Here is a 25,575-nt window from a genome sequence, read left to right as displayed (position 1 = left end):
GCAGATCATTGACTTATCACGACAAATAACATCGATTAACGTTGGTGTGTGGGTCACCGGTTCTGGAAAAGCAGATATCATGAAGTTTGTGCGGGATTTACTGTGGGCGCCGACAATAGGTCTATCCTGGCTGTGGGGGCTAGGCTTTTTCTATTCCATCCACGTCACGCTGACATATGGCTGGCTGGGCTTCTTTGGCTTTGCAATAGCGAATGTTGCAGGGCTCTGGCTCTTCGGCTATATATTGGGAAGAACCAAACGCTCACCCGACCAAATTATCAAGGACATTGAAGGCCGTTACGCGGGTGTGTTCCTGCTGTTTCAAATGGCAGCGTTGGTTGTGACGATCTTTGGATTTGTGGCTTATCTCTGGCAGCCAATCGTAGGTGAAGGCTCGGGCGTTGGTGTCGCGCTCCTATTGTTATTTGCCTGCGCTATTGGTCACGCGCTTACTTTGCAGCAGCTGAAACTGTTGCATATCCTGTACACTGCTGTCGGCGTAACCGCCGGTATCGTTCTCTATGTCGGCCTTGCAAAAACATCGACATATCCTGGCGTGCCGCTACAGAGTTTCGACGCGCGATTCTACGGTCTGATCATGCCTACGCTGATAGGCTTTCTCCTTGGACCCTGGCTGGATATACAGCATTGGCAGCGTGCCGTGACTATCAAGCGTGAAGGTGGAAATGTCGGGCGGGCTTATGGCTTGGGTGCATTGCTCTTTTTCAGCTTTCTGTTTCTTAATGCCCTGACTGCGTCGGCGGTTGGGCCTATTGGCAGTATTCTTTCCATTGATGGCTTGCCGAGTGCCCAAGGAGCGGTTTCAGCTGCCACAGTTCTTGCTGCTGAAAGCGGCCAATCTTATCTTGCAGGGGCCTTTGTCATTTGGACAGTCATTGCCTTGGCGTCTACCGTCGACAGCTTCTACTGCGCAACCTCGTGGTTCCTGAAAGGGAAAAATCTGCGTAGTAACAGTCCGCTGCTGGCGCTGATCCCTGACAATATTGCATCCTCTCCGCTCTGGCTTTTGATAGGCGCGACGTGGGTCTCCTATGCAGCTGTGCCAGCCAATTTTTCGCTCATGTATTTCATGATGCCATTTGCAACGTTATTCGTGAGTGCATCTGCAAATCTTGTCTGCGAATCTTTGGGCGCAAAAGCGCGGTTTGATCCTGTTTTGAGTTTCCTGATTGGATGCGGCTCATCGCTGATCTTTATAATCGGCTATATAGAGCCGGTTCCTGGATTCCTGATTATATCACCGTTCATTGGCCTCATCGGTGCATTGCCAGTGATCATTGAACTGGTTGGGCCGCGCTCGAAAGCCATCCCTGTGGATATCGTCGATCAACCGGTGCGCATGATGACGTCTACGCCATTGATGTCGGCTGCAGGCAGTGAGGAGATTTCGCCATCGCATGGCTTTGATGGGGAATGGTTCGTCATGCAGCTCGTCCCCACTTATGACGACACCAATTCAGTCGGTAACGTGTATTTCGCAAATTATGTGCGTTGGGTCGGTAAGGCGCGCGAGTTGTTCTTCAATGTTTGCATGCCGGATTTTGATCTCGCAACAACGCGTTTTTACATTCTTACGCGCTCTTTCACCCATGATTACCGTCGCGAGTCTAAAGAGTTTGAGCAGATCAGTGTGCGAATCAAGATTGCCCGCCATAATCGGAAGTTCGTGACCTTAAGCCATGAAATACACAGTGGCACGCAAGGGTTGCTGGGGCATGGCGAGCAGTCGCTGATGTTTGTGGATAGGGAGCACTACAATCCGCTTGATATACCTGGAGAGGTGATCAAGGGCTTTCTTGCTTACTGGCCAAAGGACTCACGCTTGTCGCCCAGCTATCGGCCCAAAACTATCGAGCAATCGAAACGGCAGGCTTAAGACTAATAAGTTTAATATGTGCAGGCGAATAACTTGCTTTGAGCCTAGCTTGCGACTTGATATCGCTCGCGATCAAACTCCAGCAGAGCGAATGTTTTCTCCACCGGCTCGGCAGGGCTGAATAGAAAGCCCTGTACCTGGTCGCAGCCCTCTTTTTGAAGGCATGCGAGCTGCTCGCGTGTTTCGACGCCCTCAGCAGTAATCTTCATACCCATACTGGCGCCCAAGCCCATAACAGCTCTAATAATCGCCAAGCTGCCTCGGTTATGCGGAAGGTCACGCACGAAGGACTGGTCGATTTTGATCTTGTCGAACGGCATTTTTCGCAGATAGCTCAGACTGGAGTATCCAGTACCAAAATCATCCAATGCTACGCTGACGCCCATGGCTCTAAACTGGCGTAGCAGCGAAATCGCAGCAACATTCGCCTCTAGAAATACGGATTCCGTTATTTCGAGTTCCAGCCTGCTAGGATTGAGTTTGTTCTTTGTCAGCGCATCTCTCACAATGGATGCAAGGTCGGAGTGCCGGAACTGGATTGCCGAGATGTTGATTGCAACATTGATATCTGCCGGCCAGTTGACCGCTGTGCGGCACGCCTCTTGAATAATCCATTCGCCAAGGGGGATGATGTTACCGGTCTCTTCTGCAATCGGAATGAAGATCGTTGGCGAAATGAAGCCGTGAACCGGGTGCTTCCAACGCAGGAGTGTTTCGAAGCCAACAGTTTTAAGCGTGGCAGCTGAGACGATTGGCTGGAAATGCAGAATAAACTCATTACGAGCCAGTGCACCACGTAGGTCCATTGCCAATGCACGCTTGGCTTCAATGCGCGCATCCATTTCCACTTCGTAGAAACGATAGCTGTTGCGGCCTTCATTCTTGGTGCGATACAATGCCAGATCGGCACAGCGCATGATGTCATTGACGCTGTCGGTCGGCGCGATGGCAATGCCGATGCTTATATGGATGTTGATCTGGATACCGTCGATCCAGAATGGCTGAGAAACATTGTGCACCAACTGCTGGGCAAGTTCTGTGGCCGCGGCATGGTCTGCGCCCGTAGCCAAAATGGCAAATTCATCTCCCGACAGGCGGGCAACAGTATAGGTGGATGGCGAACTACCCCGAAGACGGTCAGCCACCTGTTTGAGCAATTGATCGCCAATGCCGTGCCCAAAACTGTCATTCACTGTTTTGAACTCATCAAGATCAATGCAGAATACTGCAAAGCTTCGCAGGCCATGTTCCAGTTTTTTCGTTGCCTCGCTCAATTCATCGTTGAACAAGGTGCGGTTAGGCAGGTCGGTCAGCACGTCATAGCGTGCCAGATATGATAGCTGGTCATCGGATTGTTTTGCGGCAGTAACGTCCGATCCTACACCCCGGTAACCGACAAATTGTCCGGCATTGTCAAAAATTGCCTTACCTGTGAGCGACCACCATCGCGTTTCACCTTTGATGTTCACCGGCAGAATATGATTGCGAAAGGTTGTCCTGTTTTCGATTGCCTGCCAAATCGAGCCAACCTTCATGGCGGCATCAGCATGTGACTGGTCAATCTTGAAGAGTTGCGCGAAAGGCATGCCTTGCAGCTCGCGCATTGTTTTAGCTGCAATTTGAGCCAAACGCGGCGACGTATGCTGCAGTTTCAAATCAGCATCGGTCTCCCAGATCCAGTCACTGGCATTCTCTTCAAAATCATAGAGCAGCAGGCTGATAACTTCTTTCTGCTGTTCGACCTTAATCTGATCGAGCGTTCTCATAACAATGAGATTGCTCATGTGAACAATCGTGAACAAAATGAAGAGCGCATAAAACGCCAACAGAATCGCGATAAAAAGAAAGAAATCTTCGCCGGTGGAGGCCAATGCGAAAAACGAGCCGGTGATGATTGTGCCGGAATAAGCGATTGCAGCAAGCGGCACAACTGCTACGCCGATGCCAGTCGCCATTAAACCTGCTGCGGTACAGGCTATCAGCAGCCGATGATAGGCATCGGCATTCAAGAAAAGCATCAAAGGTATGCTTGCGAGACAAATGCCATAAAGCGCCGATACGATGATAAGGTATTTTATGGCGTCAAAGCCGAGTTCCTTGACCTTCGGAACATTATACCATTGCCAGCATGCAAATAGTGAAATTGCCGTCATCAAAGCGACAACTGTGGCTAGACCCGCCAGATAGGGGCGGGGGCCGATGTCCCAGAATACGTAAGTGACCACGAACGTAACGCACATTGCCACTAGTACTGTGAAAGGTGCCAGCCTGAGTGCAACATCCATCTGCTCTGCATAGACACGGCGTTTGACGACGGGGTTTATATTCCCGCGCATTCCGAACATGGATCGGACAGCGTCAAAAGTATGAAAGTTTGACAGTCGCACGCGCAGCCTCGAGCAAGATAAAACGAATTAATCAGTTTTAGCTGTTTTGAGTTCTGTATTCGTTAAAATACTTTGCATTCTCTATATTAGTTACCAATGTCTTTAAGTTGGAAAAATCTAGATAATTGAACTTAGATGTCAAGCGCAACATATTTTTGAGTCGAGTTATTCTGGTTACTGCAAACATCAGCTTCAATGAAGTGATTTCATGTCTGTAGTATTCTATACTATTTTCTTGAAGTATAGGTTTTATACAATTCACCCTTGTTCGACATCTTTAAATGAGCCGGTCGCTATACGGCGTGGCCGGCTCGTCATTCGATAAGCGCAATCAATGGCTTTGACGCTTCACAGGTTTGGTGCGGCATTAAGTATCGCGGTCAGTAAACCCGGAAAAACCTGATCCAAATCCGCAGAGCGCAGCTCGTTCATGTGTGACGTGCCTTCGTTTCGTGTTTTCACGATTCCCGACTCACGCAAAATGCGAAAATGATGAGACATGCTGGATTTTGGACGACCGCCATCAAGTGCGGCGCAGGTCGCTTCACCTTCCTGTGCCAGTTGCCGGACAATTGAAAGTCGCACTGGATCGCTCAGGGCATGAAGAACCGACTCTATTCGAATATCTGATGCGGAGGGGTGCACAAACTGTCTCATGAAATACCACTAGCACAAGTTTTTGTGTATTGCTATTGTTCGAATAATATCGAACAAGCGAACAATAACTGTTTGGAGAAAATGTATGACAACTCTTTTTGACCCTTTCACCTTGAAGGACGTAACTCTGCGCAATCGTATAGCGGTTTCGCCAATGTGCCAGTATTCAGCCAATGATGGTGTGATCAACGAATGGCACCATGTTCATTTGGGGGGATTGGCCAGAGGAGGGGCTGGCCTCGTAATTGTTGAGGCAACGGCGGTTTCACCTGAAGGACGCATTACGCCAGCCTGTTCGGGACTTTGGAATGATGAGCAAGCTACTGAACTTGCCAAGGCCGTAAAGACAATCAAGGCCGCCGGTGCTGTCGCGGGTATTCAGATTGGCCATGCAGGACGCAAGGCAAGCGCAAATCGACCATGGGAAGGTGATGACCACATTGCTGCCGACGATTCTCGCGGCTGGGAGATCATCGCACCATCAGCAATTGCCTATGGGGGTGGTTTGCCGAAGGTTCCTCGTGAAATGACAAAGGCAGATATTGCACGCGTCAAACAGGCTTTTGTAGACAGCGCAAAGCGCGCTCTATCCGCTGGTTTCGAATGGCTGGAATTGCATTTCGCGCATGGTTATCTTGCCCAAAGCTTCCTTTCCAAACACTCAAATCAGCGCACAGATGAATATGGCGGCAGCTTTGAAAACCGCACACGCTTTCTTCGCGAAACACTGCAAGCAGTGCGTGCCGTATGGCCGCAAAACTTGCCTTTGACGATGCGCCTCGGCGTGATCGAATTTGATGGTGAGGACGAGGAAACACTAGGCGAGGCGATCGAACTGATCAAACTGCTTAAAGCCGATGGATTGGACTTCATCGATGTCAGCATGGGTTTCTCGACCGGCAAAGCGAATATCCCATGGGGTCCCGCGTTTTTGGGTCCAATCGCTGGAAGAGTAAGAAGTGAAACCGGTCTCCCAGCTTCAACCTCATGGTATATCAGCACACCTCAGCAGGCCGAGGGTCTGATAGAGGACGGCTCAGTAGATCTTGTCATGCTTGGACGTCCATTGCTTGATGAGCCACACTGGCCATATAGGGCGGCGAAGGAACTGGGTGTTGAAAAGGCATCCTGGATATTGCCAGCGCCGTATGCTCACTGGCTGGAGCGATATCGCACTGCAGCATGATTGGCGAACTTGAGGGATAAACTCTTTCACTAATACGAATCTTTAGAACAGGGTTCCGATTATTGCTGTGATTGAGAAATATATTGCGTGTCGGCTGTGAGGAGCCTCACCTATGTTGATGGCAACGGGCAGATTGCTGCCATCAACAATCCAAAGCTGAAATGTTCATGTCTGTCGTCAAAGTCTATCGAAAGTTGCAGATGGTCTATATAGACGGTCGCAAACAGGCAACAGGGCGGTTGTGTGAGCACCGCAGATGAATATGGCAGTTGTAAAAACACTCGCAGAAAGCCGAACTGAATCGCGACCGGCAGCCGGCAAAACCATTCCTATGGTTGAATTTCAGGACGTATCCAAGCGCTTTGGCGCGGGTACAGGCGGAGCAGAAGTCGTTGCGCTTGATGAGGTTGGTCTGGTTGTCCCGCGCGGCTCTGTCACCGGTATTATCGGCCGCTCCGGTGCGGGCAAATCAACACTGATCCGGCTGGTCAACGGTCTGGAAAAGCCGACATCCGGCAAGGTTTTGGTTGATGGTACTGATGTGGCCGGGCTGGATGAAAAGAGCCTGCGCTCCGTGCGCCGGTCAATCGGTATGATTTTCCAACACTTCAACCTTCTATCGTCCAGAACTGCCTTTGATAATATCGCACTGCCTCTGGAGATCGCTGGGGTTGATAAGGCCACGATTGAGAAGAGGGTTACACCTCTGCTTGAACTGGTTGGGCTTTCCGACAAGCGTAATCGTTACCCGTCGGAGCTTTCTGGCGGTCAGAAACAGCGTATTGGCATCGCACGCGCATTGGCGACAGAGCCAAAATTGCTACTCTCGGATGAGGCAACATCTGCGCTTGATCCGGAAACCACCCGCTCGATCCTGGCGCTTTTGCAGAAAATCAATCGTGACCTTGGGCTTACCGTTCTACTCATTACTCACGAAATGGAAGTGATCAAGACGATTGCCGACCACGTGGCTGTTATCGATGGAGGACGTATCGTTGAGCAAGGGCCAACATTCGATGTGTTCACCGCACATAAGCATGAAACGACGCGGGCGCTTCTGGGCGGCCTGTCGGGAATGCATCTGCCGGAATTCCTTACAACCCGCATGACAAAGAACCCGGTAGCTGGCTCGCGGACAATTTTGCGGGTGGTTTTCAAAGGCGAAAACGCAACGGAGCCCATGCTTGCTCGGCTTGGCAGTGATCTTGGTATTGAAGTGAACATTATGGCCGGTGCAGTTGACGAGATCGCGGGCAGGCCATTTGGAATGCTTGTTGTCTCTCTGTTGGCAGAAGCAGAGAAGGTAGATCGGGCGCGGGGCTTCCTCGCAGACCATGGTCTTTCCTCGGAGGTACTTGGCTATGTCCGCTGATATTCTGGCGCTTTTGATCAAGGCAACCGGCCAGACGCTTTATATGGTTGCGGTGGCTGGTCTGATAGGCTCCCTGTTCGGTATTCCGCTGGGCGTGTTTCTGGCGACGAGTGAACGCGGAGAACTTTTCCCGGCTCCTTCAGTGAACAAAGTGCTGGGGCTGATTGTAAATGCGACACGCTCCACGCCTTTTATTATTCTTGTGGTGGCAATCATTCCATTTACGAGGGCTGTTGCCGGTACATCCATCGGCACGACAGCGGCAATTGTACCGCTAACCATTGCCACGATACCTTTTGTTGCCCGATTGGTTGAAACTGCAATTCGCGAGGTTGACCCCGGGTTGACCGAGGCTGCACGGGCCATGGGTGCGAGCCCCATGCAGATTGTTTTCAAAGTCTTGCTTGCTGAAGCACGCCCCGGTATCGCCTCCGCGTTGACGCTCACCATTGTCAGCCTCATTGGCTACGCAGCCATGGTCGGCGCCATCGGCGGCGGTGGTTTGGGTGACCTTGGAATCCGCTACGGCTATCAACGTTTCATGCCGGACGTCATGGCTATCGTGGTGCTGGTGCTCATTATTCTGGTTCAACTTGTGCAGAGCGCCGGTGACAGATTGGCCCGCCAGTTCGACAAGCGTAATCGACCCAAATAATCATTCTCAAACAGGAGTACAAAATGCTGAAAAAGATACTTGGCGTCGCCGCCTTGGCAGTGAGCTTAAGCGCGACTGCGGCTCTGGCCGAAACAATAAAGATCGGTGTGACGCCGGGCGAACATGCTCAGATTCTTGAGAAGGTGGCAGAAGTTGCCAAGCCAAAGGGTCTTGATATCGAGATTTTGGAATTCTCGGATTACGTTGTGCCAAATCAAGCGCTGAATGACGGGGAGCTTGACGCAAACTCGTTTCAGCACAAGCCATACCTCGACAACCAGATTGCAGACCGAAAGTTCGATCTCGTTGATGTTGCCTACACGGTGAATTTTCCGATGGGCATCTATTCGAAAAAAGTGAAGAGTTTCGATGAGTTGGCAGACGGTGCTACCATAGCCATTCCGAATGATCCGACCAATGGCGGTCGTGCACTGCTTATTCTTGCCGATAAGGGTGCAATCAAACTGAAGGACGGCGTTGGCCTGAAAGTCACGCCTGCTGATGTGACAGAAAACACCAAGAATTTCAAATTTGTTGAACTTGATGCGGCACAGTTGCCACGTTCAATCGACGATGTTGATGCGGCTGCCATCAACACAAATTATGCGCTTGAAGCTGGCCTTGACCCAATGAAGGATACAATCCTGAAAGAGGGCGAGAAGGCTCCTTACATCAACCTGATCGCTGTCCGCACAGCCGATAAGGACAAGCCTTGGGTAAAGACATTGATCGAGTCCTATCACTCGGAACCGGTTAAGCAGTTCATCTTGGACAAATACAAGGGCGCCGCTGTTCCAAGCTGGTAATCAGTGTCGTCTGCCAAATAAAAAACCTCCCCGGTGGGGAGGTTTTTTTATTATATCCGCTTGCCTGCGTCGTTGAAGAGATGCAGCTTTTCCTTCGGTACGATTACCCGCAGATGATCGTCTGTTTGAGATGTAGAGCGACCAGCGACGCGCACGACGACACGCTCCCCGCCAATGATGCCGTAAACATAACTTTCGGCGCCGACAGGTTCGACACCAAGCACCTTCAAATCGAGCGCCAATCCGCCGACATGTGTATTGGTGCCAGCCGATACTTCCAAATCTTCAGGACGGAAACCGATAATTGCCCCCGATGCTGGAACCGCAAGACCTTGCGCACCAATACGCGTACCATCTTTTAGGACAAGTCCGGAACCATCAGCAGTAACAGGAACAAGGTTCATAGGTGGCGCGCCAATGAAGCTTGCAACGAATGTGCTTGCAGGTTTCTCATATATGTCGAGCGGCGCGCCAATCTGTTCCACGACGCCGCCATTCATGACGACAAGAATATCAGCCAGCGTCATCGCTTCCAGTTGGTCGTGGGTCACATAGACACTTGTGACGCCGAGCTGGCGCTGCAGGTTTTTAATCTCAACCCGCATCTGGCCACGCAGCTTTGCATCCAGATTGGATAAAGGTTCGTCGAACAGAAAAACCTTGGGGCTGCGAACGATAGCGCGTCCCATGGCAACGCGCTGGCGTTGACCGCCAGACAGTTCTTTGGGGCGCCGTTCCAGAAGCTGAGTCAATTCAAGGATTTGTGCGGCGTCTCTAACACGCTTGTCGATCTCTTGCTTGGGCATGCCGCGATTACGCAGCCCGTAAGCCATATTATCATAAACCTTCATATGCGGATAAAGCGCATAGTTCTGAAAGACCATGGCAATGTCGCGCTCAGCGGGGCCGAGATTGTTGACAACTGTCGTGTCGATTTTGACGGTGCCGTCCGTGATCGATTCCAGTCCGGCGATCATCCGCAATAAGGTGGACTTTCCGCAGCCTGAAGGGCCGACAAGAACACAAAGCGCTCCATCATGGATGGAAATATTGACGCCCTTTACAGCCTCAACGGAGCTTCCATAGACCTTGCGGACGTCTGTCAGTTCTACACTTGCCATTATATCATTTCTCCGTTTCAACCAGTCCGCGCACAAACCAGCGTTGCATTAAAACAACGACAAGTATCGGGGGCACGATGGCAAGAATGCAGGTCACCATCACCAGATGCCATTGGGTGTTGGCGTCTGTGAAGTCGATCATTTTTCGCAAACCAATGACGATGGTCGCCATGTCGTTACGGTTGGTCATGAGCAGCGGCCAGAGATATTGGGTCCAGCCATAGATAAAGAGGATCACGAACAGCGCAGCGATATTGGTTTTCGAAAGTGGCAGGAGAATATCCTTGAAAAACCGCCACGGTCCGGCGCCGTCAACGCGCGCAGCCTCCACTAGCTCACCCGGTATAGTCATGAAGAATTGTCTGAACAGCAGGGTCGCGGTTGCAGAAGCCATCAGTGGAAGAATAAGTCCCGTATAGGTATCGATAAGGCCTAGATCGACCATGATTTTATAGGTCGGCAGAATGCGCACTTCGACAGGCAGCATCAGCGTTATGAATATAAACCAGAAGAAGAACATGCGTCCCGGGAAGCGAAAGAAAACAATCGCATATGCCGAGAGTATGGAGATGATGATTTTGCCGATGGCAATGCCAAGCGCCATTACCAGCGTGTTGAGCAAAAGACGATCAACACCGACACCGCCGATCTTGCTGATACCGCCAAACAGAGCGCTGGAATAGTTCTCCCAAAAATGTCCTCCGGGCAACAGCGATAGTGGTGGGCGAATAATGTCCTGCAAGGTCTGCGTGGAAGCGACGAAGGTGTAATAAATTGGGAAAGCAACGATCAGAATGCCGATAATCAGAATGATGTGGGCTATGATGCGGCCGATGGGATTGTTTTGAATCATGATCCGTTCCCTCAGCCGTAATGAACTTTGCGCTCGACATAGCGGAATTGAACCGCGGTCATAGCGATGACGATCACCATCAGGATGACGGACTGAGCTGCCGAATCTCCGAGGATCAAATTGACGAAGCCGTCATTGTAAACCTTGTAAACCAGAGTTTCCGTGGCCTTGCCCGGTCCACCGCCTGTAACCGCGTGGATGATCCCGAATGTGTCGAAGAAGGCATAAACGGTATTCACGACCAGCAGGAAGAATGTCGTGGGTGCAAGGAGTGGGAAAACTATGGTCCAGAAGCGCTTCATTTCCCCTGCGCCATCAATGGCCGCAGCTTCAATCAGCGATTTGGGGATAGCCTGCAACCCGGCGACGAAGAACAGGAAATTGTAGCTGATCTGTTTCCACGATGCTGCCGCAACCACGAGTAACATGGCTTGGTCGCTATTGAGCAGCGGGTCCCAGTTATATCCGGTTGAGCGCAGCAGATAGGCCAATGTGCCCATTGAAGGATTGAAGAGAAACAGCCAGAGCATGCCCGCAATGGCAGGCGCCACCGCGTATGGCCATATCAACAATGTGCGATAGACACCCTTGCCTCGTATTACCTTGTCCGCCATCACCGCCAGCAACAGAGCAAAAGCCATGGCAATCAAGGCGGTGGCGATGGAGAATATCACGGTCACTTGAAGTGAGTTCAGATAATTTGGATCGTTAAGAACGCGTTTGAAATTGCCCAGTCCGACAAACTGTGTCGACAGCCCAAATGGATCTTCCCGCAATACCGATTGCTGTATGGCCTGCGAAGCCGGCCAATAGAAAAAGATCGCGGTGATCGCTAATTGCGGCGCCAGCAGCAGATAGGGCAGAAATTTGTTTGGAAAAGTGACACGCGTTGACGATGCCATGAATGCCTCGCTTTAAACAAAGCCCGCCCGTACGAGATTATACGGGCGGGTATTCCTGACGGAAATTATTGGCCGATGGCCTGTTTGATAGCGGCATTGCCACGCTCTACGGCATTGTCGAGTGCCTGTTGGGCAGTCTGCTTGCCAGCGAGCATGTTTTCATATTCCTCATTTTGGATGTCGCGAACCTGAGGCAGGTTGACGAGGCGAACACCCTTTGAGTTTTCGGTGGGAGCCTTGCCCATCATCTGCTTGATTGGAATCTCGCGGGCAGGGTTCTTTTCGTAGAATCCCGACTTCTTTGTAGCTTCATAAGCAGCCAGCGTTACAGGAAGATATCCAGAAACCTGATGAAGCTTTGACTGGATTTCTGTCTTGGACAGGAAGTTGAAGAAGGCGGCAACGCCCTTGTACTGCTCGTCCGACTTGCCAGCAAATACCCAAAGACTTGCACCACCCGGAATGGTGTTTTGTGGCGCATTTTTGGCTTCCGGCTCATAGGGGAGCTGACCGGTGCCATAGTTCATGCCGGACTTGATGATGTCACCAAGGCCGCCCGATGAATCATTGTAGATGCCGCATTCGCCAGATGTGAATAGTTGTTTGGCTTCAGACGTGCGTCCGCCGTAACGGAATGTGCCGTCCTTTGCGAGATCAGCCAATTCCTGAAAATGTTTTACAAAGAGAGGTGAGTTGATCTTCAGTTCAACATCGACACCACCGATGCCGTTCTCATTGCTGCCCCATGTGATGTCGTTCCACGCAGCGTAATTCTCGGTGTGAATCCAGGTCAACCAAGCTGTGGTATAGCCGCAATTTGCAGCTCCGCTGGTTTTGATCTTCTTTGCGGCTTCCCAAACTTCAGGCCAGGTCTTTGGAGGAGTGTTCTCATCCAAGCCAGCTTTCTTGAAGATATCCTTGTTGTAGTAGAGGATTGGTGAAGAGCTATTGTAGGGGAAAGACAGCATGGTGCCGTCTGGTTTTGAATAATAGGAAACGATACCCGGCAGATAGAGGCTCTTGTCAAACTTCGTTTCACCCATCGACAGGATGTCGGCAACCGGTTTGATCGCGCCTTCAGCTCCCATCATTACGCCGGTACCGGCGTCAAAAACCTGAAGGATGTCAGGAGCTTGTTTGGCACGGAATGCGGCAATGCCTGCATTGAGCGCTTCTGGATAGGTGCCTTTAAACACAGGCACAACTTTGTATTCACTCTGGCTTTCGTTGAACTCTTTGGTCAGCTCCTGCACCACTTCGCCATTGGCGCCGGGCATTGCGTGCCACCAACTGATTTCAGTAACGGCAAATGATGCGGTTGATGAGGCCAATAAAATGCCGAGGGCGACGGTGAGTTTAGTGCCGTGAACAGTCATTGCAATCTCCCATAATGAGGCGTCGTCTTTAGCGCGCTTGGGCTAAGTATCCTCATTATGTGACAGAGAAACAACAGTTTTTTGACTTTAGTCTAATATAGGTGACCAGCCCTGTGGAAAAAATGCTCAGCTGTTCATTTTTTTAACTTTTCAAATCAGCGTGACGCCAGCTCTGCGCATTCTCGTTGTCATTGCCGCAAGGGAGCCTCCAAGATCGATTGCACGACATGCATCAAGCAGCACTTCAGCAGTGAAACCCTGTTTGACCGCATCGAGGGCCGAATAAGCGACGCAAAAGTCTGTAGCGAGCCCGGCAAACGTTACGTGGGTTATGCCACGCTCCCTCAAGTAGCCGGCAAGACCTGTCGGCGTGACATGGTCGTTTTCATAAAACGCCGAATAGCTGTCGATGTGCGGGCGAAACCCTTTGCGAATAATCAGCTCGGCTTTCGTTAGATGAAGATCAGGATGGAAATCGGCGCCTGCCGTACCCTGAACGCAATGGTCAGGCCAAAGTGTCTGTTGACCGTAAGGCATCGTGATAGTTTCGAACGGCGCTTTACCGTCATGGCTTGATGCAAAACTTGAGTGGGCGGGTGTGTGCCAGTCCTGCGTAAGGATGACTCTGTCAAAGCGGAGTATCAGCTTGTTGATGATCGGAACGATTTCATTGCCGCCAGAGACAGCGAGTGACCCGCCTTCGCAAAAATCGTTCTGAACGTCGATAACGATTAGTGCGTCTTTGGCCATGATGAAGTCTCCTGCAGAATGCCTGAGTCTATTGCCAATCACGCTTCGACGTCAACGCGCATAGTGGACGTTACCATCTATCCAAACGTGGTTCACATCCAGGGTTTCGGTTAGATGCACGATGTTCGCTGTATAACCCGGCAACAGACGCCCGTGAGTGTGGTCTATGCGAATGCTCTGTGCAGGATAAAGCGAGGCCATGCGCAGTGCTTCATCCAGTGTCAGCTCCAATTCCTCATGCACAAAGCGAACTGCTGAAATCATATCGAGGTCGGCACCAGCCAAGGTTCCGTCATCGAGCGTCAGGCGGCCACCGGCGCGCGTTATCGTTCTGCCGTTGAGCGTGAAAGATGTAATATCCGTGCCTATGGTGGACATGGCATCAGTCACCAGAAATATCTTTGCAGGTCCCCGTTTTGCCCGCAGCGCAATAGCCATTGAAGCCTTGTCGACATGAAACCCATCGGCAATCAAGCCTGCGGACAGTTCGCCCGATTCTAAAGTTGCACCAACCACACCGGGACTGCGATGGCCGAGCTGGCTCATCGCATTGAACAAATGAGTGACCATCGATGCGCCGGCATCGCGGGCTGCCAGAGCTGTTTCATACGAAGCGCCGCTATGGCCGAGACTGACAATCACACCGGCATCGACCATCGCCTTGATCTTTTCAGGAGGTACGGTTTCGGGAGCGACGGTGGTGAGCAGTACCGGAATTTCCTGAACTGCTTCGATGATTGCTATCAAATCGGCATCATTCATCGGCCGGATCAGCTGTGGATCGTGTGTGCCTTTATGGCTTACGGAAAGATGAGGACCTTCAAGGTGCAGCCCTATGAAACCAGCAACCTTTTCTTGAGCGGCTGCTTTACCTGCAGCGATGGCCGCCGCAGTGATTTCGGGCGTATCGGTGATCAGCGTTGGCAGCAAAGCAGTTGTGCCAAATGCGAAATGTGCATCGCAAATTGTGCGAATTGCATCGAGACTTGGCCCATCATTGAGCAATACGCCGCCGCCGCCATTCACCTGAACGTCGATGAATCCAGGCACGAGTTTGCCGCCATTCATTGGCACGCGACGAATATCCGTCGATAGCGAGGTTGCAGCCTCGATGTTTTTGACGATGCCCTGCTCTACAACCAGTGCAGAGTCCTTGTGCCAATTTTCGCCATCAAAGATGACCGCGCCGGTAATTGCGTAAACGGTGCTCATATGGTCTCGGTCACTTTGCGTAGGTGCGGCGGCTCATCGGGATTCAGGCCGCGGCTGCGTGCAAATCCTTCTACAAATGCATAGAATGAAACGAGCAGCGCGAGCGGATCGGTCAGTGGATGCGATGTTGCAACAAAGGGCAGGGCTGTTGCTTTTGATGTTTTGTTTGACGTCAGGAACACCGCAGCGCCTTGTTCAGCCAAGCGGTCTGCCGCATCGACAAGTGACGCCTCGGCGGCGTCACGGGCAGCGAGCACCAGAACAGGAAAGCCTGCGCCGACAATTGCTTTAGGTCCATGCATCACTTCCGCAGCACTGTAAGACTCTGCATGCACTCCGCTGGTTTCCTTGAACTTCAAGGCAATCTCATTGGAAATAGCGAGGGAAGGTCCACGACCAAGAATGAAGAGGGAGTTCTCATTTTCCAATGCAGCAGCGAAAGGTGACCAATCACAATTCACCGCTTTGGCCATTGCCTCGGGAAGCGCGTCGATAGCGGCAAGTAGTTTTTGGTCATTGGTCCAATGTCCAATAAGTGCAAGTCCGGCTACCGCAGAACTGACAAAGGATTTGGTCGCGGCGACGCTTCGCTCTGGACCGGCAAGGATATCAATTGGCAGGTCGCTTGTTTTGGCAAGGTCGGAATCAATGACATTTGTTATGGCAATCGTCAGTGCGCCGCTGTCGCGTGCTGCCTTTGTCATGCTGACAATATCAGGGCTCTTCCCGGATTGAGAAATAGACAGCGTGGCCGCGCTACCAAGCTTCAGGGTCACGCGATAAATGGAGGCGACCGATGGACCGAGTGATGCAACAGGAATACCCGCCGTCAATTCACTAGAGTATTTGAGGAAAGCTGTCACATGGTCCGATGAACCGCGTGCAATGGATGCAAGAAATGGTGGATTTTTTTCACGCAGTTTTGCGCCAGCAGCTGCAAGGGTAGTACGGGAGCTATCGAGAAATCGTGTTGTCACATCGGGAATGGACAAGATTTCTTCCCGCATTAATGTTGTCTCGCTCAAAGTACTGCTCCTGATATTTCCGAACTATCGCCAAGTTTCAACTCGGCGACAAATTCATAGGCGTCTGCGCGGTAGATGGATCGGGTAAACTCAATGACCTTTCCCGATTCCAGATAAGAAATTCGCTCAATGTTCAGGCTGGCCGATCCGGCAGGGACCTGTAGCAGTTTGGCGTCATTCTCTTTCAAAATGGCTGCAGATATTCGCTGTATGGCACGAACCGGACGATTGCCGCTGGCAGCCAGCACTGCATAAAGCGACAGGGTCACCAACTCCGGATTGGGCAATACATGAACGGATAACGCGGCTCTTTCGATAGCCATAGGCGTATCATTGGCAACACGCAGGCGGCTTATCCGTGAGACTCTCTCACCTGAAGTCAGACCCAGTGTCACCATTTCTTCCGGTGACGGCGCGTAGATGCCGCGATCAAGCCATGTCGAGCGGACAACCATGCCGCGCCGGGCCATATCTTCCGTAAATGAAGTCAGATGTGTCAATGATTGCTCAACACGGGCAGAGCGTGGAGCGACGAATGTCCCGGAGCCATGGCGTTGCACAAGCAGGCCATCATTGACGAGGCCCTGTACTGCCTTACGGACGGTTACACGGGAAATATCGGCAATTGCCGCAAGTTCGCGTTCTGGAGGCAATGCATCGCCAGGCTTGAGCATGCCATCCATGACTGCGTTTTCGATCAGGCGCTGCAATTTTACGTAGAGAGGCCCCCCTGCAATTGAGCCGTCATTCAGAGTGGGGAGTATGCCGATCAACCCATCAGACATGCGTGTACTCCGCTGATGATAAAGCAAAGTTTTTTACCGCAAGCTGCACTGCTCCGGTGAGGGCATCATTCAATGGCTTTTGCAGCTTGCCTTGATAACGAGGTGAAAGCCGCTTTTCGTAAAATGGACCAAGCCCACCCAAAAGGGATAGGCGCGTCTGGCGAACAGACATGATCGCGTCGAGCCCCTGTTCAATTTGATCGACCGCAGTTCTCAACAATGCAAGCGCGACCGCATCGTCTTTGGCGGCATACTCGAAAATGAGTGGCGCGAAGGTCCCAAAATCACTTGGGCTCGCCGAATGCGCAAATTGAACAATTTTATGCGGGTTGTTTTCAAAGCGGAGCATCACCGCCTCGGTGAGAGGTGAGGCAGGCTGAAAGCGATCATACGCCAACAACGACTGTTCCAGCAAATGCCGACCAAGACGTGCGCCGCCTCCCAGATCGCTGACCTTGAAGCCCCAACCGCCAGCATAGCGTACATCATCACCATCCCGCGTGATGAAAACCGAGCCAGTTCCGAGAATAACCACAGTACCGTCATTGTCCCCGATTGCACCTTGAAGTGCGATAAGGCCATCGGAAGAAACAACAGCATTCTTGAATGGCAGCGCAGCCTTCAAATTGGCAGCATTGTCGCCAACATTTGCGCCAGCCAATCCCAAGACTGCTGAAAGCGTACTGATAGACGAATTGGCGATACCCGCTTCTTTCAGGGCCGCTTCAGTTGCGTTCAGAATGTTACGCCGGGCAGTTTCCATATCGGTCATGATATTGGCTGAGCCACTCTTGCCGACACCGAGGATGCGGCCGCTCAGATCGGCCAATGCCGCTCTGCAACCTGTTCCACCACCATCGATTCCAAGGAGATAAGTCACGCCAATTTGCCCTCCACAAATAGAATACCAATAAAGTACCAATAGCCAAGCGTTAATTTACACATTTTGAAATTTTCCCATAATATATTGTTATAAATGCACAAAATTCGCTAGGCGTAAATGACTACAGGAAATTTTTAAGATTTACTGGACAAGTGGTATTTTTTTGGCATTAATTATGAAAACGAGGAGAACAGAGTGGCACTTATCCGCACCGAGCAGCGCAATGACGGAGCGACCGGGCTTGACGAGAAGTCACCGGATGCCGTTCTGCGTTTGCTGCTTGAGGCCCAAATTGATGCTGCGAAGGCCGTTTCGAGCGAGCTGGAATCGATCGCCGATGCTGCGCGTATCGCTGCTGAAACAATCGCCGGTGGCGGCAGGCTGGCATATGCTGCTGCCGGAAGCTCAGGGCTTATGGCCTTGGCAGATGCGTTAGAAATACCTGGCACTTATGGTATCGCGCCCGACAGAATCGTTATTCTGATCGCAGGTGGTGTCGCCAGCCTCACTCGCCTTGCCGGAACATATGAAGATGACACAACTCAAGCTGCAAGAGATATTGCCGAGGCAGGGCTGGACGAGCGCGATTGTCTGATTGCAGTGTCGGCAAGTGGCACAACTCCCTATGCCCTGGCAGCAATCGAAGAGGCCAAGAAGCGTGGGCTTCGTGTTATTTCAATCGCCAATAATCGCAATGTGCCCATCTTCAACGATGCCGATGTTGCTATAGCGCTGGAGACTCCAGCCGAAATGGTTGCTGGTTCGACACGTATGGGGGCGGGTACAGCGCAAAAAATTGCGCTCAATTTGCTGTCGACACTGATGGCGATCCGTCTTGGTCATGTGCATGACGGCTACATGGTCAATTTGGTGGCGGACAACGTAAAATTACGCGAGCGCGCTGCTCGCATCGTCTCGGCTATAAGTTCGTGTGATCTGAACGAAGCGGAGAAATTGCTGGATGCCAGCGGCGGCTCGGTCAAATCAGCAATTTTGCTCGCTGCCGGTGCGCAGGACACGGAAAAGGCTGCAAGAATTCTCGAAAGCAATCAACAGAGGCTTCGCCCGTCGCTTTCGGAACTGAAAGGGATCCTTGGTTCCCACTAGGAGCCCGGGTTCTCATTAACGGCACTGCTCATGAGGGTGCAACAGGAGACTAAAATGGGAAGCAAGGCACTAAAATCATTGCTAATGGCAACAAGCATCCTGGCTACGGCCGGTTTTGCGCATGCTGCCGACACCGAGATCACTATTGAAAGCTGGCGTACAGACGATCTTGCAATCTGGCAGGAAAAGCTGATCCCTGCCTTTGAAGCAAAGAACCCGGGGATCAAGGTCAAGTTTGCCCCGACGCCGCCGACAGAATATGACGCCGCCCTTGGCGCGCGTTTTGATGCGGGCAGCGCCGGCGATATCATTACATGCCGCCCTTTTGACAAGTCGCTGGAACAGTTCAAGCGCGGCAACCTTGCCAGCCTCAACGATCTGGCCGGAATGAAGAATTTCTCGGATGTAGCAAAGGCAGCGTGGACAACTGACGATGGCAAGGACGCGTTCTGCGTGCCGATGGCTTCCGTTATCCATGGCTTCATCTACAACAAGGATGCATTCGACAAGCTGGGCATTGCTGTTCCTGCAACAGAAGCCGAGTTCTTTGCAGCCCTCGACAAGATTAAAGCTGATGGCACCTACATTCCAATGGCAATGGGCACCAAGGATCTTTGGGAAGCCGCAACCATGGGCTACCAGAATATTGGTCCGACATATTGGAAGGGTGAGGAAGGTCGCGCCAAGCTGATCAAAGGCGAGGAAAAGCTGACCGATGCTCCTTGGGTTGAGCCTTACAAGGTTCTTCTGAAGTGGAAGGATTATCTGGGCGACGGTTTTGAAGCCCAGACTTATCCGGATAGCCAAAATTTGTTCACACTGGGCCGCGCTGCGATTTATCCGGCTGGTTCATGGGAAATCGGTCTGTTCAACACGCAAGCCCAGTTCAAGATGGGCGCATTCCCCCCGCCGGTTAAGAATGCGGGCGATGCATGCTACATCTCTGACCACAATGATATCGGTGCTGGTCTGAACGCAAAAAGCAAGCATCCGGAAGAGTCCAAGAAGTTCCTTGATTGGGTCGCTTCGCCGGAGTTTGCCGACATTTATGCCAATGCGTTGCCAGGCTTCTTCAGCCTGAATTCGACGCCGGTGAAGATGCAGGATCCGTTGGCACAGGAATTCGTTTCCTGGCGCGAAAAGTGCAAGCCAACCATTCGTTCAACTTACCAAATCCTGTCGCGTGGCACACCTAACCTCGAAAACGAGACTTGGGTAGAATCAGCCAACGTCATTAATGGTACGGATACGCCTGAAGCTGCTGCAAAGAAGCTGCAGGATGGTTTGGACAGCTGGTACAAGCCAGCCAAGTAAGTGCATTTGATGAGCGGGGCGTCGTGCGACGTCCCGTTCATTTCTTTATCGGCGTGTCCGATAGACCGGGCCTGATGGTAAGCGGCAGTCGCGCGCATGTTTGTAACGCGGCCAAAAATGAAAAGCAGGGGTTTTGTTATCCATGAGCACAGTCGAGCAAGCATCGGCCGATCGCGGCAACGACAAGCGTCCATGGCGCTGGCATATATTGGTGTTTTTGACGCCTGCTTTGCTTGTCTACACGGCGGTCATGATCCTGCCGCTCATCGAAACGCTTCGGCTTTCGCTTTTCAATGTCAAAGACGGTCAAAGCGTTTTTGTGGGCTTTGACAATTTTGCCGTGCTTTTTGGTGACCCGCGTTGGGCCGCCAGCTTCTGGAATGCGCTGAAGAACAACTTCATCTTCTTCATTATTCACATGGTCGTGCAGAATCCTATCGGCGTTGCATTGGCTGCGCTCCTGTCGGTGCCCAAGCTGCGCTTTGGAGCGTTTTATCGCACGGCTCTGTTCCTGCCGACTTTGCTTTCATTTGTTATTGTCGGGTTCATCTGGAAGCTCATTCTTTCGCCCATATGGGGCGTATCGCCATTCCTGTTGGATTTGGTCGGTCTCAAATCACTGTTCTCTCCATGGTTAGGTAAGCCCGGCTCAGCGTTGATTGCAGTGTCGCTCATCTCTGTCTGGCAGTATGTCGGCATCCCGATGATGCTGATCTATGCAGCCATGCTGAACATTCCCGACGAGGTTCTGGAAGCTGCTGAATGCGATGGTGTTACCGGCTGGAGCCAGTTCTGGAAGATCAAGCTTCCGCTGATCCTGCCTTCAATCGGCATCATCTCCATTCTGACTTTTGTCGGCAATTTCAACGCGTTCGATCTGGTTTATACCGTGCAAGGCGCGTTGGCGGGCCCCGACGGAGCGACCGATATTCTCGGAACGCTGCTCTACCGTACGTTCTTTGGCTTCCAGCTACAGATCGGTGACAAATCCATGGGCGCGACCATTGCGACGGTGATGTTCCTTATAATCCTCTCCGGCGTTTGCCTCTATCTGTTTGCCATCCAACGGCGCATGCGCCGGTACCAGTTCTAGGATTACGATCATGGCAAAAACCACAGCATCTCCCGTCCGCACCGGCCTCGTTCATCTGGCATTGATAAGCTACACTCTTATTGCCTTGTTCCCGGTGTTCCTCACGGTCATCAATTCTTTCAAAGATCGATCGTCGATTTTCCGCGATCCCTTGGGATTGCCAACGCCATCGGTTTTCAGTCTTGTGGGCTATGAGACAGTGTTGAAGCAGGGTGATTTCACGCTCTACTTCCAGAACAGCTTTATCGTCACCGCCGTATCGATTTTCTTCGTTCTATTGTTCGGAGCAATGGCGGCTTTCGCATTGTCGGAATACCGGTTCCGCGGCAATACCCTGATGGGGCTTTACCTGGCGCTTGGCATAATGATTCCCATTCGCCTCGGTACAGTTGCCATTCTCCAAGGGATGGTTGCTGCAGGGCTGGTGAACACGCTGACTGCTCTGATCCTCGTTTACACTGCACAGGGACTGCCTCTGGCGGTTTTCATCCTCACGGAATTCATGCAGACCGTTTCAGATGATTTGAAGAACGCAGGGCGTATCGATGGCCTTTCGGAATACTCGATTTTCTTCCGGCTCGTTCTTCCATTAATAAGACCAGCCATGGCCACGGTCGCAGTCTTTACAATGATACCGATCTGGAACGACCTCTGGTTCCCGCTCATCCTTGCACCAAGCGATGGTACCAAAACAATAACGCTCGGTAGTCAGGTGTTCATTGGTCAGTTTGTAACCAACTGGAATGCTGTTCTTGCCGCGCTGACACTGGCGATTGTCCCTGTGCTGGTTCTTTATCTGATCTTCTCGCGGCAGTTGATCCGCGGCATTACAGCTGGAGCCGTGAAATGAGTGAACAAAAGCCAATCAGAGTTCTCGTTGCAGGGCTCGGCAACATGGGACGCAGTCACGCGCTTGCCTATCATAATAATCCGGGATTTGAGATCGTCGGCCTGGTGAATAGATCTGTAGTACCATTGCAGCCAGAGCTTGCGGGTTACACTATTCATCCATCTTTCGAGAAGGCTTTGACAGAACTCAAGCCGGAATTGGTGTCCATCAATACCTATTCCGACAGTCATGCCGACTACGCTGTGGCAGCAATGGAAGCCGGGGCGGATGTATTTGTTGAAAAGCCGCTCGCTACGACTGTTGCTGATGCGGAACGCGTTGTTGCTGCTGCGAAAAAGCATGGCCGCAAACTCATAATCGGCTACATATTGCGCCATCACCCGTCATGGATCAGGCTGATTGAGGAAGCGCGCAAGCTTGGTGGACCTTACGTTTTCCGTATGAATCTCAACCAGCAATCCAGTGGCGCGACTTGGGGGACGCATAAAGCTCTCATGGAGACAACTTCGCCGATCGTCGACTGCGGCGTGCATTATCTCGATGTGATGTTGCAGATAACTGACGCGAAACCTGTGCAAGTTCGTGGCATGGGCGTGCGGCTTTCGGATGAGATTGCGACCGACATGTATAATTACGGTCATCTGCAGGTCCTGTTCGATGACAAGACGGTTGGCTGGTACGAAGCCGGATGGGGTCCGATGATGTCGGAAACGGCTTTCTTTGTGAAGGATGTCATATCGCCGAATGGCTGCGTATCCATTGTCATGGATCAGAATGCAAAGTCCGATGATATCGACTCTCACACCAAGACTTCGACAATAAAGTTGCACTCGGCAGCAATGGGTTCTGATGGCCGCTTCACCAAGCCGGATGAATTGTTGAACATGGCAGGCGAGCCAGGTCATCAGGAGTTGTGTGATCTTGAGCAGGCGTTTGTTCTGAAGGCAATCAGGGAAAATATCGACCTTACGCGTCACATGCAGGATGCGGTGCGCTCGCTTAGCGTTTGCCTTGCTGCCGATGAAAGTGTTCGCACCGGTCAGCCAGTAAACTTATAAATTTGAATCAAGAAACGGGAACAAGAAATTGGGTTCTTTGAAGATCGAAAATATCGTTAAGTCCTTTGGCCACGTGGATGTACTGAAAGGTATTGATCTTGAGGTAGAGGATGGCGAGTTTGTCATTTTTGTCGGACCATCGGGATGTGGCAAGTCCACATTACTGCGCGTAATCGCGGGTCTCGAAGATGCAACATCCGGCGAAATTCTGATTGATGGCAAGAAGGTCAACAATACACCCCCAGCCAAACGTGGTATTGCGATGGTGTTCCAGACCTATGCGCTTTATCCGCATCTATCAGTTCGCGATAATATGGGCCTTGGGTTAAAACAGGCGGGCAAGCCCGCGGATGAAATCAAAGAACGTACCAAGGTGGCTTCGACCATGTTGTCGCTTGATGATTATCTGGAGCGCCGCCCTTCGGAGCTTTCCGGCGGTCAGCGCCAGCGCGTTGCCATCGGTCGTGCAATTGTGCGTGAGCCAAAGCTCTTTCTCTTCGACGAACCATTGTCCAATCTCGATGCGGCGCTGCGAGTGAACACACGACTCGAGATCGCCCGTCTTCATCGCCAACTCAAAGCAACAATGATCTATGTGACACATGATCAGGTTGAAGCGATGACGCTTGCCGACAAGATCGTCGTTTTGAACAAGGGAAAGATCGAGCAGGTCGGCTCACCCATGGAGCTTTACAATGCTCCTCAGACTGTCTTTGTGGCTGGCTTTATCGGTTCACCTCAAATGAATCTGATCGATGCGGCAAAGCTCGGCGAGAGTGGCGCCAAGACGATCGGCATTCGCCCGGAGCATATTCAAGTCAGCAAGACATCAGGAGATTGGAAAGGATCGGTCATCCACGTTGAACATCTTGGTGCCGATACAATAATCTATCTTCAAACAGACTTTGGACCTTTGACTGTTCGTCTCTTTGGAGAGCATCAATATGATGTGGACGGCGTTCTTTATGCAACGCCTGATGCTGGCCGGACCTATCGTTTTGACAGTGAAGGGCAGGTCATCAAATCGTGACGATTCATGTCATGACATCATAAACTGTTTGGGTCATAGTCGCCGCCGCATGCAGAGTCGCCTCTGGATGCGGCATATCTATTGATGAGAACAGGATTATTGTTATGGGTTATATCCCGAATTCCAAGCGCTACGACACAATGAAGTATAATCGCTGTGGCCGCAGCGGGCTGAAATTGCCAGCGATCTCGCTGGGTCTATGGCATAATTTCGGTGATGATACGCCTCATAATGTCAAGCAGGCCATTTGCCGTCAGGCTTTTGATCTCGGCATTACCCATTTCGATCTTGCCAATAATTATGGCCCGCCTCCGGGCTCTGCCGAAACTGCTTTCGGTGAAATCCTGCGTACCGATTTTCAAGCCCATCGCGACGAGCTGATTATCTCGTCAAAGGCGGGTTATGGCATGTGGCCCGGACCTTACGGCGAATGGGGCAGCCGTAAATATATGATCGCCAGCTGTGACCAGAGCCTGAAGCGCCTTGGCCTCGACTATGTCGATATTTTTTACTCCCATCGCTTTGACCCGGACACACCTCTTGAAGAAACGATGATGGCGCTTGATCACATTGTGCGGTCCGGTCGCGCTCAATATGTTGGGCTTTCCTCTTATAATTCTCATCGTACGCGTGAAGCAGCGGCAATCCTTGAGGAACTGGGCACGCCATGCCTTATTCATCAGCCCAGCTATTCCATGATCAACCGCTGGATTGAGGAAGACGGTCTGGTTGATACATTGGAGGATTTGGGTATCGGCTCCATCGTATTCTCGCCCCTGGCGCAAGGAATGCTGACAGATAAATATCTCAAAGGTGTTCCGGAAGAGAGCCGCGCCGCGCAAGGTAAATCACTCAACCCGAATTTCTTGAGCGATCAGAATATTGCGAATATTCGCTCACTTAATGACATCGCCACACGGCGTGGACAAACGCTTGCTCAGATGGCTTTGGCCTGGGTATTGAGAAAAAATCGTATCACGACGGCTCTTATCGGCGCCAGTAAGCCGCAACAGGTCGTTAATTGCGTCAAGGCAATCGACAATCTTGAGTTCACTGATGCAGAACTTGCCGAGATCGATACATATGCGAATGACGCCAATGTAAATCTTTGGGCTGCCTCTGCTGAGCGCAAAGGACCTGAACGCAAGCCCGCAAAACTGGATTGATTTTACCACGCTGAAGAATGCCCCGGCGGCAGAACATGCCCCGGGGTGCTACGAGTGATTGGCATTAGGCTGCAATTGTGCGAAACGTCT

General features: G+C 51.6%; 23 protein-coding genes. 12 read left to right on the top strand and 11 right to left on the bottom strand.

Going from position 1 to position 25,575, the window contains the following annotated elements; translation table 11 throughout:
• Positions 1 to 79: 79 nt before the first annotated feature.
• Complete coding sequence (locus tag PMI41_RS08795) at positions 80 to 1,897, top strand: thioesterase family protein (protein WP_008123880.1); 1,818 nt, start codon at positions 80 to 82, stop codon at positions 1,895 to 1,897.
• 44 nt (positions 1,898 to 1,941) lie between these two features.
• Here PMI41_RS08795 and PMI41_RS08790 read toward each other — a convergent pair whose 3' ends face one another.
• Entirely contained in the window at positions 1,942 to 4,233 is a 2,292-nt protein-coding gene (locus PMI41_RS08790) for an EAL domain-containing protein (RefSeq protein WP_244423916.1), read from the bottom strand.
• A 399-nt stretch (positions 4,234 to 4,632) separates the two neighbouring features.
• Positions 4,633 to 4,941 carry a helix-turn-helix domain-containing protein gene (locus PMI41_RS08785; protein WP_008123875.1) on the bottom strand — a complete coding sequence of 103 codons (309 nt, stop codon included), beginning with the start codon at positions 4,939 to 4,941 and terminating at the stop codon, positions 4,633 to 4,635.
• A gap of 85 nt (positions 4,942 to 5,026) precedes the next feature.
• Between PMI41_RS08785 and PMI41_RS08780 the strand changes: the two genes are divergently transcribed.
• The 4 genes from PMI41_RS08780 (at position 5,027) to PMI41_RS08765 (ending at position 8,960) form a co-directional block, all read left to right on the top strand.
• Positions 5,027 to 6,127 carry an NADH:flavin oxidoreductase/NADH oxidase gene (locus PMI41_RS08780; protein WP_008123872.1) on the top strand — a complete coding sequence of 367 codons (1,101 nt, stop codon included), beginning with the start codon at positions 5,027 to 5,029 and terminating at the stop codon, positions 6,125 to 6,127.
• 331 nt (positions 6,128 to 6,458) lie between these two features.
• Positions 6,459 to 7,499: a methionine ABC transporter ATP-binding protein gene (locus tag PMI41_RS08775; protein WP_040854390.1), complete on the top strand. Its 1,041-nt coding sequence runs from the start codon at positions 6,459 to 6,461 to the stop codon at positions 7,497 to 7,499.
• The gene (locus PMI41_RS08770) at positions 7,489 to 8,154 is read left to right on the top strand and encodes a methionine ABC transporter permease (RefSeq protein ID WP_008123869.1); all 666 of its coding nucleotides are present in this window, start codon (positions 7,489 to 7,491) and stop codon (positions 8,152 to 8,154) included. The genes PMI41_RS08775 and PMI41_RS08770 overlap by 11 nt, the downstream gene beginning before the upstream one ends.
• A gap of 26 nt (positions 8,155 to 8,180) precedes the next feature.
• Positions 8,181 to 8,960 (top strand): MetQ/NlpA family ABC transporter substrate-binding protein, encoded by a 780-nt coding sequence (locus PMI41_RS08765; RefSeq protein WP_040854387.1) that lies wholly within the window; start codon positions 8,181 to 8,183, stop codon positions 8,958 to 8,960.
• 50 nt (positions 8,961 to 9,010) lie between these two features.
• Here the strand turns inward: PMI41_RS08765 and PMI41_RS08760 are convergent, their stop codons facing one another.
• From PMI41_RS08760 to PMI41_RS08720, 9 genes are all read right to left on the bottom strand, one after another.
• Positions 9,011 to 10,081, bottom strand: a complete 1,071-nt coding sequence (locus tag PMI41_RS08760) for a sn-glycerol-3-phosphate import ATP-binding protein UgpC (protein WP_008123865.1) — start codon at positions 10,079 to 10,081, stop codon at positions 9,011 to 9,013.
• Between the two features lie 4 nt (positions 10,082 to 10,085).
• Positions 10,086 to 10,934: a sn-glycerol-3-phosphate ABC transporter permease UgpE gene (gene ugpE / locus PMI41_RS08755; RefSeq protein ID WP_008123863.1), complete on the bottom strand. Its 849-nt coding sequence runs from the start codon at positions 10,932 to 10,934 to the stop codon at positions 10,086 to 10,088.
• Positions 10,935 to 10,945: 11 nt separating this feature from the next.
• Positions 10,946 to 11,836 carry a sn-glycerol-3-phosphate ABC transporter permease UgpA gene (ugpA, locus tag PMI41_RS08750; protein ID WP_008123861.1) on the bottom strand — a complete coding sequence of 297 codons (891 nt, stop codon included), beginning with the start codon at positions 11,834 to 11,836 and terminating at the stop codon, positions 10,946 to 10,948.
• Positions 11,837 to 11,901: 65 nt separating this feature from the next.
• Positions 11,902 to 13,212 (bottom strand): sn-glycerol-3-phosphate ABC transporter substrate-binding protein UgpB, encoded by a 1,311-nt coding sequence (gene ugpB / locus PMI41_RS08745; protein WP_008123858.1) that lies wholly within the window; start codon positions 13,210 to 13,212, stop codon positions 11,902 to 11,904.
• Positions 13,213 to 13,362: 150 nt separating this feature from the next.
• On the bottom strand, positions 13,363 to 13,962 hold the full coding sequence (gene pncA, locus PMI41_RS08740) for a bifunctional nicotinamidase/pyrazinamidase (protein ID WP_008123856.1): 600 nt from the start codon (positions 13,960 to 13,962) through the stop codon (positions 13,363 to 13,365).
• A 51-nt stretch (positions 13,963 to 14,013) separates the two neighbouring features.
• The gene (gene nagA / locus PMI41_RS08735; RefSeq protein WP_008123854.1) at positions 14,014 to 15,174 is read right to left on the bottom strand and encodes an N-acetylglucosamine-6-phosphate deacetylase; all 1,161 of its coding nucleotides are present in this window, start codon (positions 15,172 to 15,174) and stop codon (positions 14,014 to 14,016) included.
• Positions 15,171 to 16,199: an SIS domain-containing protein gene (locus tag PMI41_RS08730; RefSeq protein ID WP_244423915.1), complete on the bottom strand. Its 1,029-nt coding sequence runs from the start codon at positions 16,197 to 16,199 to the stop codon at positions 15,171 to 15,173. Before PMI41_RS08730 ends, nagA begins: the two co-directional genes overlap by 4 nt.
• Positions 16,196 to 16,984, bottom strand: coding sequence for a GntR family transcriptional regulator (locus tag PMI41_RS08725; RefSeq protein ID WP_008123850.1), 789 nt, complete (start codon positions 16,982 to 16,984; stop codon positions 16,196 to 16,198). The genes PMI41_RS08730 and PMI41_RS08725 overlap by 4 nt, the downstream gene beginning before the upstream one ends.
• Positions 16,977 to 17,864, bottom strand: coding sequence for an N-acetylglucosamine kinase (locus PMI41_RS08720; protein WP_008123848.1), 888 nt, complete (start codon positions 17,862 to 17,864; stop codon positions 16,977 to 16,979). The genes PMI41_RS08725 and PMI41_RS08720 overlap by 8 nt, the downstream gene beginning before the upstream one ends.
• A gap of 198 nt (positions 17,865 to 18,062) precedes the next feature.
• Between PMI41_RS08720 and PMI41_RS08715 the strand changes: the two genes are divergently transcribed.
• The 7 genes from PMI41_RS08715 to mgrA all read left to right on the top strand — a co-directional run bounded on the left by PMI41_RS08715 (position 18,063) and on the right by mgrA (position 25,485).
• Entirely contained in the window at positions 18,063 to 18,974 is a 912-nt protein-coding gene (locus PMI41_RS08715) for an N-acetylmuramic acid 6-phosphate etherase (RefSeq protein ID WP_008123845.1), read from the top strand.
• A gap of 54 nt (positions 18,975 to 19,028) precedes the next feature.
• Complete coding sequence (locus PMI41_RS08710) at positions 19,029 to 20,288, top strand: ABC transporter substrate-binding protein (protein ID WP_008123843.1); 1,260 nt, start codon at positions 19,029 to 19,031, stop codon at positions 20,286 to 20,288.
• A gap of 142 nt (positions 20,289 to 20,430) precedes the next feature.
• Positions 20,431 to 21,381, top strand: coding sequence for a sugar ABC transporter permease (locus tag PMI41_RS08705; RefSeq protein ID WP_008123840.1), 951 nt, complete (start codon positions 20,431 to 20,433; stop codon positions 21,379 to 21,381).
• Between the two features lie 10 nt (positions 21,382 to 21,391).
• A complete protein-coding gene (locus tag PMI41_RS08700) occupies positions 21,392 to 22,231 on the top strand; it encodes a carbohydrate ABC transporter permease (RefSeq protein WP_008123838.1) in 840 nt (279 codons plus the stop codon).
• Positions 22,228 to 23,289: a Gfo/Idh/MocA family oxidoreductase gene (locus PMI41_RS08695; RefSeq protein WP_008123837.1), complete on the top strand. Its 1,062-nt coding sequence runs from the start codon at positions 22,228 to 22,230 to the stop codon at positions 23,287 to 23,289. Before PMI41_RS08700 ends, PMI41_RS08695 begins: the two co-directional genes overlap by 4 nt.
• Positions 23,290 to 23,317: 28 nt before the next feature.
• The gene (locus tag PMI41_RS08690) at positions 23,318 to 24,319 is read left to right on the top strand and encodes an ABC transporter ATP-binding protein (protein WP_008123836.1); all 1,002 of its coding nucleotides are present in this window, start codon (positions 23,318 to 23,320) and stop codon (positions 24,317 to 24,319) included.
• A 104-nt stretch (positions 24,320 to 24,423) separates the two neighbouring features.
• Positions 24,424 to 25,485 carry an L-glyceraldehyde 3-phosphate reductase gene (mgrA, locus tag PMI41_RS08685; protein ID WP_008123834.1) on the top strand — a complete coding sequence of 354 codons (1,062 nt, stop codon included), beginning with the start codon at positions 24,424 to 24,426 and terminating at the stop codon, positions 25,483 to 25,485.
• Positions 25,486 to 25,575: the final 90 nt, after the last annotated feature.

This window comes from Phyllobacterium sp. YR531, assembly GCF_000282595.1.
Lineage (GTDB): Bacteria > Pseudomonadota > Alphaproteobacteria > Rhizobiales > Rhizobiaceae > Phyllobacterium.
Note: the sequence above shows the minus strand (reverse complement) of the source record. Positions and strands in the feature narration are given on the sequence as shown.

Excerpts from the sequence above, each read along its gene's own strand:
- PMI41_RS08780 (WP_008123872.1), top strand. The coding sequence starts at position 5,027 with ATGACAACTCTTTTTGACCCTTTCACCTTGAAGGACGTAACTCTGCGC.
- PMI41_RS08725 (WP_008123850.1), bottom strand. The coding sequence starts at position 16,984 with ATGTCTGATGGGTTGATCGGCATACTCCCCACTCTGAATGACGGCTCA.
- PMI41_RS08790 (WP_244423916.1), bottom strand. The coding sequence starts at position 4,233 with ATGCGCGGGAATATAAACCCCGTCGTCAAACGCCGTGTCTATGCAGAG.
- ugpA (WP_008123861.1), bottom strand. The coding sequence starts at position 11,836 with ATGGCATCGTCAACGCGTGTCACTTTTCCAAACAAATTTCTGCCCTAT.
- PMI41_RS08770 (WP_008123869.1), top strand. The coding sequence starts at position 7,489 with ATGTCCGCTGATATTCTGGCGCTTTTGATCAAGGCAACCGGCCAGACG.
- PMI41_RS08785 (WP_008123875.1), bottom strand. The coding sequence starts at position 4,941 with ATGAGACAGTTTGTGCACCCCTCCGCATCAGATATTCGAATAGAGTCG.
- pncA (WP_008123856.1), bottom strand. The coding sequence starts at position 13,962 with ATGGCCAAAGACGCACTAATCGTTATCGACGTTCAGAACGATTTTTGC.
- mgrA (WP_008123834.1), top strand. The coding sequence starts at position 24,424 with ATGGGTTATATCCCGAATTCCAAGCGCTACGACACAATGAAGTATAAT.
- PMI41_RS08700 (WP_008123838.1), top strand. The coding sequence starts at position 21,392 with ATGGCAAAAACCACAGCATCTCCCGTCCGCACCGGCCTCGTTCATCTG.
- PMI41_RS08695 (WP_008123837.1), top strand. The coding sequence starts at position 22,228 with ATGAGTGAACAAAAGCCAATCAGAGTTCTCGTTGCAGGGCTCGGCAAC.
- nagA (WP_008123854.1), bottom strand. The coding sequence starts at position 15,174 with ATGAGCACCGTTTACGCAATTACCGGCGCGGTCATCTTTGATGGCGAA.
- PMI41_RS08705 (WP_008123840.1), top strand. The coding sequence starts at position 20,431 with ATGAGCACAGTCGAGCAAGCATCGGCCGATCGCGGCAACGACAAGCGT.
- ugpB (WP_008123858.1), bottom strand. The coding sequence starts at position 13,212 with ATGACTGTTCACGGCACTAAACTCACCGTCGCCCTCGGCATTTTATTG.
- PMI41_RS08795 (WP_008123880.1), top strand. The coding sequence starts at position 80 with ATGAAGTTTGTGCGGGATTTACTGTGGGCGCCGACAATAGGTCTATCC.
- ugpE (WP_008123863.1), bottom strand. The coding sequence starts at position 10,934 with ATGATTCAAAACAATCCCATCGGCCGCATCATAGCCCACATCATTCTG.
- PMI41_RS08760 (WP_008123865.1), bottom strand. The coding sequence starts at position 10,081 with ATGGCAAGTGTAGAACTGACAGACGTCCGCAAGGTCTATGGAAGCTCC.
- PMI41_RS08710 (WP_008123843.1), top strand. The coding sequence starts at position 19,029 with ATGGGAAGCAAGGCACTAAAATCATTGCTAATGGCAACAAGCATCCTG.
- PMI41_RS08775 (WP_040854390.1), top strand. The coding sequence starts at position 6,459 with ATGGTTGAATTTCAGGACGTATCCAAGCGCTTTGGCGCGGGTACAGGC.